This is a genomic window from Parabacteroides sp. AM58-2XD, from assembly GCF_003463685.1.
Taxonomy (GTDB): domain Bacteria; phylum Bacteroidota; class Bacteroidia; order Bacteroidales; family Tannerellaceae; genus Parabacteroides; species Parabacteroides segnis.
Genome location: NZ_QSDP01000153.1, coordinates 1 through 10015 on the forward strand (window position 1 = coordinate 1; position 10015 = coordinate 10015).

The 10015-nt window shown below is 45.1% G+C and carries 9 protein-coding genes; all 9 read right to left on the minus strand.

Going from position 1 to position 10015, the window contains the following annotated elements:
• Window positions 1-336: 336 nt before the first annotated feature.
• A complete protein-coding gene (locus tag DXA15_RS23420; RefSeq protein WP_128135638.1) occupies window positions 337-666 on the minus strand; it encodes a DUF6169 family protein in 330 nt (109 codons plus the stop codon).
• A gap of 133 nt (window positions 667-799) precedes the next feature.
• Window positions 800-964 (minus strand): hypothetical protein, encoded by a 165-nt coding sequence (locus DXA15_RS25600; RefSeq protein WP_186960406.1) that lies wholly within the window; start codon window positions 962-964, stop codon window positions 800-802.
• Between the two features lie 288 nt (window positions 965-1252).
• On the minus strand, window positions 1253-3580 hold the full coding sequence (locus DXA15_RS23425) for an ABC transporter permease (RefSeq protein WP_128135639.1): 2328 nt from the start codon (window positions 3578-3580) through the stop codon (window positions 1253-1255).
• 130 nt (window positions 3581-3710) lie between these two features.
• Window positions 3711-4391, minus strand: coding sequence for an ABC transporter ATP-binding protein (locus tag DXA15_RS23430; RefSeq protein ID WP_128135640.1), 681 nt, complete (start codon window positions 4389-4391; stop codon window positions 3711-3713).
• A gap of 288 nt (window positions 4392-4679) precedes the next feature.
• Window positions 4680-4817, minus strand: a complete 138-nt coding sequence (locus DXA15_RS25360) for a hypothetical protein (protein WP_158579706.1) — start codon at window positions 4815-4817, stop codon at window positions 4680-4682.
• Between the two features lie 190 nt (window positions 4818-5007).
• Entirely contained in the window at window positions 5008-5850 is an 843-nt protein-coding gene (locus tag DXA15_RS27340) for an FtsX-like permease family protein (RefSeq protein WP_233567583.1), read from the minus strand.
• Window positions 5817-7388 (minus strand): ABC transporter permease, encoded by a 1572-nt coding sequence (locus DXA15_RS27345; protein WP_233567584.1) that lies wholly within the window; start codon window positions 7386-7388, stop codon window positions 5817-5819. The genes DXA15_RS27340 and DXA15_RS27345 overlap by 34 nt, the downstream gene beginning before the upstream one ends.
• A 15-nt stretch (window positions 7389-7403) precedes the next feature.
• Window positions 7404-8099, minus strand: a complete 696-nt coding sequence (locus DXA15_RS27350) for an FtsX-like permease family protein (protein WP_233567585.1) — start codon at window positions 8097-8099, stop codon at window positions 7404-7406.
• Window positions 8078-9787, minus strand: a complete 1710-nt coding sequence (locus tag DXA15_RS23440) for an FtsX-like permease family protein (RefSeq protein ID WP_233567586.1) — start codon at window positions 9785-9787, stop codon at window positions 8078-8080. The genes DXA15_RS27350 and DXA15_RS23440 overlap by 22 nt, the downstream gene beginning before the upstream one ends.
• Window positions 9788-10015: the final 228 nt, after the last annotated feature.

Here is a 10015-nt window from a genome sequence, read left to right on the forward strand (position 1 = left end):
TATCTCATTGGACTTTAGTCCCATTTCTTACAGGTTTCTATCTAGGAGAAATGTGGCTGAAGCCAAAAGAGAGAAACAACTTGTAAACCGTCAGCTGAAGCAAACGGCAAATGAACCTGTAATAGTCAAGTGACTCTGATTATGGTGGTTGTATGGCGGGGATATGACACACCCCCTTCCCCCTCTCCAGAGGGGAGCCAGGTACAACCAGTTGCTATAAACAAACACTCATTTCTGATAATTTCTGAATCAGGATAATCGAATCACATGCAACAAGTTAAACGCACAGAAGACTGAAACGATACAACTTAAAGCCACAGGAAGAGTATGGGGCATTCAGATATTATAAAATTGAATTTCAGCAAGTTTTTTAAATTCTTCTTCTAATATATCAATATTATGATTTCCTGAATTAAAATATAATGAAGCAAAAGTAACATTTTCTTCTATGGCACATTCTGCATCCAATTTGCATAAACGTCCCCTGTTAAAACAATCAAACCAACTATCGAACAACCTTTTCCGAACTTTTTGTCTCCCGTCATCGATATCACAAATCGTTATTAAAGCATCTTCATTGATTGAGAAGAATCGCTCCAAAATAGATATAATAGTGTTTCTAACTTTATGACCATTATTTCCCCGGAAAGAAATATCTTCAGGCACATAACGTTCTATGTTGAACATATACAATTTCAGAGGAAAGAAATCCGATACGGACGGATAATCAATGAATGTCACAAAATAGTTAATATTGGTTTCTGTCGTAAATTGATATCCAAACTCTGTTGTTGTTATTTCATAGAGGCTTGACAAATTCGATTGAGTCACGTTTAAATCCATTTAAGGTTCCATGCTTAGAAATATAAGCATGAATAGCCCGCTTATCATCAATCACTTTTTGGAAAAAGCTACACTTTTTCTCTTCTGATTGCTTAATTGTCTGTACTCTATTCTTATTCATGATTATATTTTTTACAAAGGAATCATTTATATTTCAAACTAACAAATTATCAAACGTTCTTTATTACTATTTTAACACAATACATCTTTCTGTCATGACAATCATACTTTCTATCAATATTTACCCCATTAAAAAGCCACCGAAAACAGGAATGCATCCCCATCTGATAGTTAAACAATTACAGATAACAAAACAAAAAAATAGCCGGAAAGTTAATCTCCGGCTATCCTTAAGCGGCTATCCTAGCGCTAAATTATAAATTTATATGCTTTTTTCATCATTTATTCCTTATTTATTAGCAATACTATTTACCGGATTGGCATTGGCTGCTTTGTAACTCTGGAAAAAGACCGTTATAAACGAAATCAACAGGCAGAAAACTCCGGCAGCGATGAAGATCAGCGGATTTAAAGAGATCCGGTAAGAATAATCGGATAACCACTGATTCATAAAATACCAGATGATAGGCGTTGCAATAATAAAGGCGAAGCCCACATAAACCAGGAACGAACTGATCAGGCGGAATAAAACACTCCGGTTATCCGATCCAAAGACTTTACGGATAGCTACTTCCTGTGAGCGCTGCTGGATAAAATAGGTCGACATAGCCAACAAACCCAACATGGAGATCAGAATAGCAATACCGGCAAAGATGGAAACGATCTTGGTGGTACGTATTTCCGATTCGAATGATTTCTGCACCTGCTCTTCCAAAAATTTTGCCTCGAAATCTAATCCGCCGGAAGCCTTACTATAAATCTCACGTATTTTCTGGTAAGCAGTATATGGATTTCCTTCCACTTCAACCAGTATACTCCAAGGGTATAAATCGCTCCGGTTATCGATGCGGAGCATGGCCGGACGAGTTTCATCCGTAATATTACCCTGCTGAAAGTCGCGTACAATACCGGCTATCGGAGTCGCATTCTTATTCCAGCTGAAGCTGGGAGCGTCCAAAGGCAACTCCATATCCCTCATAGCCTTTTCTGTCAGATACCAACTCTTTTCCGCCAAATGGTTCTCACGTATAATTTCGTATCCCAACATATTGAATGCGACACTATCCATAAGGAACTGCTGGAAACCCAGGAATTTACCTTCATAGTCGGAAGACATGTTATTACTTCCGCTAAGGGGCATTCCGGCAACCAGGCCGACACGCTTAACGAATGATTGGCGTCCGAACTCGTCGATAGCTGCATTCCGGTCGGAGTTATTCGAAAAACCATTCGAAACCTCCAGGATATTTTTAGTATGATACCCAAGTGGTGCACCGATCAGGTGGTAAGATTGCAAAATCATTACAATGGCAGCGGCAATCATAGCGATCGTAATCGTATTCTGGAAAGTGATAAAGACTTTGCTGAACACCATTTTTGTCTGCCGACGGAATGTTCCGCGCACAATATCGATCGGCTTAACCGAAGAGATCAATACGGCCGGCAACAATCCGGAAAGGACACCGATCAATAAGATAAGAGCAATAGCAGCAATAACCCAGACTAATGTGAAAGTAGCCCCCAGATCGACCTGTGTCTGCAACAGGTTGTTTACAAACGGAACTGCCGCATGAGCCAGCAACCACCCTACCCCAAAAGATATAACTGTCAGTAAGGTAGATTCCACCATCAGACGCATGAACAGTTCTCCGCGCGACGATCCCAACAGACGCCTTGTTGCCATTTCTTTGGCTCGCTGGCCGGCCTGAGCAACAGTCAGGTTTATATAGTTGAAAATGGCAAAGATCAAAATCAGGATACCGACAGACAGCAGAACGATTACAAAACGTTTGTTACCGGAATTAACGGCACCGAACTCGTTCAGATCGGAAAAATATAATTCATTCAACGGAAGCAAAGTGACCGTTTTGGACATTCCCTGTTTGTAAATCCAGAACATCTCTTTAAAATAACTGAGTATATCCGGAACTTTCGGACGCAGGTCGGCTCCCGGTTTCATCTTCAGGAAAGGGACTGTCGATCCGGCATTTCCGGGATTATCCATACTGATAGACCAGTTATATTCATGGGCCCGTTCTACACGGAATATAATATCGGCATAAGGCAGGGTCGAGTTTTTAATATCTTCCACAATGCCACTCACCAAATAAGAGGTCGAATCGCCAATGGTGATGCTTTGTCCGACGGGGTTGTCTGTTCCAAACAGTTTATTGGCAAAAGTCTTTGAGAGAACAATATTGTTCCGGTCTTCCAACACCCGGTTCTTATCACCTTCCAGCAGTTTGAAGGAAAAGAAATTGAAGAAACAGGAATCGACAAGGATAGGTTTGGCAGTCAGTTTCTTTTCGTTTCTTTTTACAATCTGGTTACCCACATTGTTCGTAATGACCGGACAAACCTGTTCAATCTCCGGATAACGTTCCTGCAACCGGTAAGCTATCGGCAAAGCCGAAGTCGGTCCCCTGTCATTACACAGTACATAAATACGGTCTTTGTCCGCATGGAACTTATCGACAGATAATTCCTGTACCGTATAAACAGCAATCAGTATAACGAACATCAATGAAACAGACAGTCCGAACACATCGATTGCCGTGTATGCCTTATTCCTGCTTAGGAATTTCAGGAATGACTTTATATTTAATAAGTTGTTCATCTTCTTAATAGTTTAGTGATTCTACAGTTGGCGAGAATAAAAACATATCCCGCCTTCACAGGTAGGATATGTTCGTGTTTGTTCTTACATTCTTAATTTAGCTATATGTTCATGTGTAAAATCTAATACATCAAATAAATTCGCTCACCGATGACACGATGCTACCGTCGAACAGGTTGATGATGCGGTGTGCAAAACTGGCATCATGCTTGGAGTGGGTTACCATGATAATGGTTGTTCCTTCTTTGTTCAGTTCGGTAAGCAGCTGCATTACTTCGGCACCGTTCTTTGAATCCAGGTTACCGGTCGGCTCATCGGCAAGGATGATCTTCGGGTTGGAGACAACGGCACGGGCAATGGCAACACGTTGTTGCTGACCTCCGGATAACTGCTGTGGGAAGTGAGCGGCACGGTGGCTGATGTTCATACGTTTCAGAATATCGTTTACCATCTGTTTACGTTCGGCAGCCTTTACTTTCAGGTAGGTCAGCGGCAGTTCCACATTTTCGTATACATTGAGTTCGTCGATCAGGTTAAAGCTCTGGAATACGAAACCGATATTCCCTTTACGAACCTGTGTACGTTCTTTTTCTTTCAGGTGGCCCACTTCTTTATCAACCAGATAGTAATTACCGCCAGTCGGATTATCAAGCAAACCCAGGATATTCAGCAGTGTCGATTTACCGCAACCGGAAGGTCCCATGATAGCTACAAATTCACCATCCTTCACTTCCATTGAAATATTGTTCAATGCTATTGTTTCTACTTCTTCTGTACGGAAGTGCTTACTTAATCCTTCAATCTTAATCATAATGTTATTTATTTAATTCTACATTTATACTTTATATTCCTCTTTAAAATCCACTCTCTTTGCTCTATATAATTCAAATTACGTGCCAAACTTAATAAAAAGCTAGTTTTCAACATTATACTGTTTTATCTTTTTTACAGCAGTGTCTAATATTTAGACAGTCATGTCTATTTATTAGACACTTTGCGGCAGAAAAAACATCCGACCTTCACAGGCCGGATGCACATGTTTAATTAAAACTTAAACTAATATCGGTGACTATAAAGAGTCTCTGTCACCTACAATATATTATTCGATTTCCGGACGATCGCCACCTCCACTTCCGGCCTTTTGGAAAAGAGCTCTGAAACGATTCATATGGTTAGCATATTCCGAATTATTCAGATTGCCAAGAAAAAACTCCTGAATCTTAGTTAATGTACCCATGATTTTATGTTTAATAAATGATTGCTTGTATAAAACGCACGCAATATAAGGATTAATAATCAAACGGAGTTATCTTTTTGCTTTTTTTTTTGCAATTGGAAAAGTATATATATATCGAATGTAAAACTTCCGGCATCCTGAAAGCAATTCAAGTTGCCGGAAGTTTTACTTCTGCCATTTCCTACGTTTTTTAATCCGCTTTCAGGCTTTCCACCGGATTCTCGTCGGCCGTTCTCCAGGCACGGAATAAAACGCAGCTGATGATGATCACATAGACGAACAAGGCGGCTCCGATAAAGATAAAGGCACTAAGGTGGATGCGTTCCGCGAATTTTTCCAGCCAACCGGATGCGCTGACATAGGCGATGGCGGCTCCTATCGTAAGGGCGGGAATCGCAATATAGGAAATATCCTTTGAGATCATCCGGAGAATATCGATGGCTGTCGCACCGTTTACCTTACGGATGGCAATCTCGCGGCCGCGGCGGTTGGTCTCGTCGGCTGTATATCCCAGCAATCCGATCAGGGCGATGATCAGGGTGACAAGGCCGCTGATCATGATAGAGTCGCGGAAGTCGCGGTCGTCCTGGTATTGGTTGAGAATATCCATCTTATAGACGGAGGCTTCGACCACTTTATCGGGCATGGCACTGGCCAGTATGTCATTTACCTGAGCCAGGTTTTCAGACGACATGGTATGCATCTTTATCAGGATGATCTTAGCCGGATTATAACTGTCGGGCGTATTGTAGAAAAGAACGGAAGCGCGGGTATCCGGACCTTTCAGCGAACCGATACGGAAATCTTCGTAGACACCGCTGATAGTGAACACCTTCGTGCCGTTGCTATGTTCGGAAATCATGACGCCTTTGCCGAGAGGGCTTCCTTTCCAGCCGGCCGTCTTCTCCATAAGGTCGATAAACTGGCGGCTGACCATTACCTTATCGTCATTCGCTTCGCCCGGCTGGAAGGCAGTGCCCTCAACGACGGGTATTTCCATTATCTTGAAATAATTGTCGGAAACGAAATACATATCGGCAATATTGAACAACTCACGGTCTTCACCCGGCAGGGAAACATTATTCCGGAAGCATAATAGAAAGGCAGTTCAGTACTGCACCCGACCTGATCGACCTGTGGCAGGCGGCGCAGTTCGGCCATAGCACGCTCACGTTCCTGTACTCCCACTCCAGTGGTATTGCAATAGATCAGGTTTTCGTAGGCATACCCCGGATCGCTCGTGATCATCTTGTCATATTGGCGGCTGATCGTGATCAGAAGTGCCACCAGATAAGCCGTGGCGACAAACTGCACGAAAAGCAGGCAAAGTTTCCAATACCTTTTCGACTCCTTCACGCTGCGGAAAGCCGAAGCAACCGGTATGCGCAGGAAAAGCCATGTCGGAACAAGGCATGTCACCCCGAATACAACCAGACAGATACCCGCCAGAAGCGTCACGGTGGGCAGCGTAAACAAAGCCGACAAGGATGCCGACAGCAAATCTTCCACCTTACCTCTAAAAATAAGGATCAGGAAGGCACCCAGCAACAGGGCAAGCAAGAGATGCAGCAGCGATTCGGAAAGTATCATTCCGAGAATATCTTTTCCGGAGGCTCCGTAGCATTTATGTACCGCCACCTCTTTTGTCCGTCCGATCAGGGTGGAGATGACAACGAGGATATAGTTCAAGACGGCGATGACGATCAGGATCGTAGCCAGGAAAAGCAACATCGCGTTCATATCTTTTACATCTTCGTTGTTGTTATGGATATCCTGCAAGGGGGATATAGTATAAAACAGATCGACACCGGCTTTCTTGAGGCCTTCCAGGTCCTGATTGCGTTCCTGCATGCGGCGGATGGAGGGGGCGAGCGACTCGGGAGTTGTTCCCGGGAGTAGTTTCACATAGGCTATATAACGGTCGTTACCGATCCAATTAGTTGTGCTTTGTACGGAATAACCGGCCAGCGAACCTAAGATGTCGTATTGTAGATGACTGTTTTCAGGTATATCTTCAAACACGCCGCCAATCGTTTGAACGGAATTGCGGTTCACATCGCGCACAAAGGTTTTGCCGACTGCGCTTTCCACGCCGCCCATCTTTTCGGCCAGCGAGCGGGAGATCATGACATAATTCGGACGCGCCAGCACATCTTTCGGGTCACCGATAAGTATCGGACGCGGGAAAACATCGAAAAAACTGGTATCGGTCAACAAAAGGGTTGCCGTGTAGAACTGTTTTTCGGGGGTCATTATCAGTTCATTGTCCGAGCCGATACGGGTGTAGCGGGTGGCTGCTTCCACTTCGGGTATTTCCGCTTTCATCCCGGGAGCGATCGCGCCGCTCACCTGTCCCCAGGTATCTTTTTTCCCCTCGCGATTGATGCCCGACTTGACCAGATAGATGCGGTCGTTGTCCGGATAAAAGTTATCATACGACCGTTCGAAACAGACTTTCGCAATCAGAACCAGTCCCATTGCCAATCCGACAGCCAGGGCGATGATTTTAATTCCATTGTTCCTCCCCTTCTTGAACAGGGAACGGAATGCCATACTAAAATTCTTTACCATATTATATATGTATTACTATTCAGACTTCAAACTTTCCACCGGGTTCGATACGGCAACCATCCACGAACGGTAGACAACCGTAGCCAGGATGACCGTCAGTATACAGACAGAGCAGAAAATGAACAGGCCGGCATGCATCGGTATCTTTTCAGAGAATTGTTGTAACCATTTCTCGCCCGTATAATAAGAGCCGGCAGCTCCGATCAGGATGGCGGGAAAAGCCATCCAGGCCACATCGCGTGTCATCAGTGAGAGGATATTCATCTCGGTAGCACCGTTAATTTTCCGTACGGCGATTTCCTTGCCGCGACGGTTGGTCTCGTCATTGATATAACCGATCAGTCCGATCAGGGTGATGATAAGGGTCACGATGCCACCCCACATAACCGAATTGCGGAAGAGACGTGAAGCGTTATATAGATTCGTCACGCTGACGCTGTAGGAAGCGAGTGTAAATTCATTGTCCGGCAGGAATTTTTGGATGACGTCGTGTACGTTTGCCATATTCTCGGCTGTCAGCTTATGGAATTTGATGACGATATTCTGATGTGCCCTGTTTCCATAGAATAATGCGGAAGGATACATCAGATCCTGACCGATCTGACCAATACGGATATCATCGTAAACACCCACGATCCTAAAATCTTGTGAATTTCCACCATGGCCGCTTACCGGCACGAACTTTCCTACTACCCCGTCTTTCCAGTCCAAGCTTTCGCCAACTGGTCCGCCATCATGCGGCTGACCATCATCACCTGCGCAGAATCGGAATAAGAACGGTCGAAAGCCTTTCCTTCGATCACCGACATTTCCATCAGGGGAACATAATCGGCATCCGCTTCGTAAAGATCGTTGAAATGGACGATCGTTTCATTCGTTCCCGGACGGTAAGCCATATCGCCGGAGCCACTGTAAATAGGCAGGTTGGCGCACGACGCTACTCCTTCCACTTCGGGCAGCTTGGCCAGTTCGTCCATCAGGGCACGGCGTTGCGAGCTTTTCACACCGCTCGGAGAACAATAGGCCAGGCGGTCGAACGAGTAGCCGGGATCATCCGTCACCAGTCGTTGGTATTGCAACCCGATCACAACCAGCAGGCAGATCAAAAAACCGACAGCGATAAACTGGATGAACAACAGCACTTTCTTCCACGACCGCCTCGACTCATTATACGACCTGAACACGGATGCCACCGGTACGCCGGCAAAGAGGCGCGACGGCAGTAATCCCGCCAGCAGGAAGACAACAAGGCAAATAGCTACCAGCATCGGAATCGTATCCAAAGAGATGAGCGACAGCAGGGAAGCGTTGAGCAGTTCCTCCACCATCTCGCGGAAAGCCAGTATCAACAGGGCTGAAACACCCAGGGATATGAGCAGGTTAAGGAATGTCTCGGAGAATATCATGTCGGAGATATTCCAGCCGGATGCTCCGTAACATTTATGTATGGCTATATCTTTCGAGCGGACTACCAGCGAAGAGATCACCAGCAGTATGTAATTCATCAGGGCCGCAAAAAGGATGGCGGAAGCGATGGCGACCAGCATGACAGCCATCTTCTTCGTTTCAGGCGACTTGCCGTAGACCTCTTCCAGCGGGCAGAGTTTCAGTTTATAGTTAATACCCTGTTCTTTCAGTTTATCGGGGTCGACATGGCGGTCGAGCATATCGTCCATCGGCTTGACCATATCTTCCATGCTGACACCCGGTCGCAGAAGGGCATAGGCATTGTAGCTGTCGCCACCAAACCATCCGTCTTCGTTCGACCATCCGGCGATCTCTTTATAAGAGGTCATCGAAACCAGCATATCATAGAAAAGATGGGTATTCTTCGGAACGTCTTTGAAAACGCCACCGATCGTCAGGCTGACACCGGGATAGGCTTCGATCTCGAAAGTCTGACCGACGATATCCGTTTTACCGGCACCGATATTTTTCGCCACACTTTCCGAAACAAGTGCATACAGGGGACGGCCAAGCGTTTCTTTTGCTTTGCCGGCTATCATATCACGCGGAAGAACATCAAAAAAGCAATCATCGGCCAGCATCAGGGTAGCATCGTATTTCCGTTTGTCAGGAGTACGGATCATAACGTCGCCAAATTTAAGGGCACGGGTGGCGGCCTCTACTCCGGGAATTTCGGCTTTCATACCGGGAGCTATACCTCCGCTGACATGGGGATAGGTATCGAGCGGATTATCTTTGAACGATACGTTTTCCTGGATGGCATATATCCTGTCCGAAGCCGGATAGAAGCCATCATAGGACAGTTCGAAGCATACTTTCGCGATAAGGACCAACCCCATTGCCAGGCCTACACCTAACGACAATATCTTAATGCCACTGTGCCGCCCTTTCTTAGAAAGGGACCGGATAGCTATGTAAAAGTTCTTCATCATAGTGGTATGTTTTATATTCAGTTATTATTAGGATATACATATTTCAATTATTATCAGATGTGAATGTTTGTTTATAGCAACTGGTTGTAACTGGCTCCCCTCTGGAGAGGGGGAAGGGGGTGTGTCATATCCCCGCCATACAACCACCATAATCAGAGTCACTTGACTATTACAGGTTCATTTGCCGTCTGCTTCAGCTGACGGTTTACAAGTTGTTTCTCTCTTTTG

Bases quoted from the DNA above. Each gene is read 5' to 3' on its own strand.
- DXA15_RS25600 (WP_186960406.1), bottom strand. From the start codon at position 964: ATGAATAAGAATAGAGTACAGACAATTAAGCAATCAGAAGAGAAAAAG.
- DXA15_RS23425 (WP_128135639.1), bottom strand. From the start codon at position 3,580: ATGAACAACTTATTAAATATAAAGTCATTCCTGAAATTCCTAAGCAGG.
- DXA15_RS23430 (WP_128135640.1), bottom strand. From the start codon at position 4,391: ATGATTAAGATTGAAGGATTAAGTAAGCACTTCCGTACAGAAGAAGTA.
- DXA15_RS25360 (WP_158579706.1), bottom strand. From the start codon at position 4,817: ATGGGTACATTAACTAAGATTCAGGAGTTTTTTCTTGGCAATCTGAAT.
- DXA15_RS27340 (WP_233567583.1), bottom strand. From the start codon at position 5,850: ATGTATTTCGTTTCCGACAATTATTTCAAGATAATGGAAATACCCGTC.
- DXA15_RS27345 (WP_233567584.1), bottom strand. From the start codon at position 7,388: ATGGTAAAGAATTTTAGTATGGCATTCCGTTCCCTGTTCAAGAAGGGG.
- DXA15_RS23440 (WP_233567586.1), bottom strand. From the start codon at position 9,787: ATGATGAAGAACTTTTACATAGCTATCCGGTCCCTTTCTAAGAAAGGG.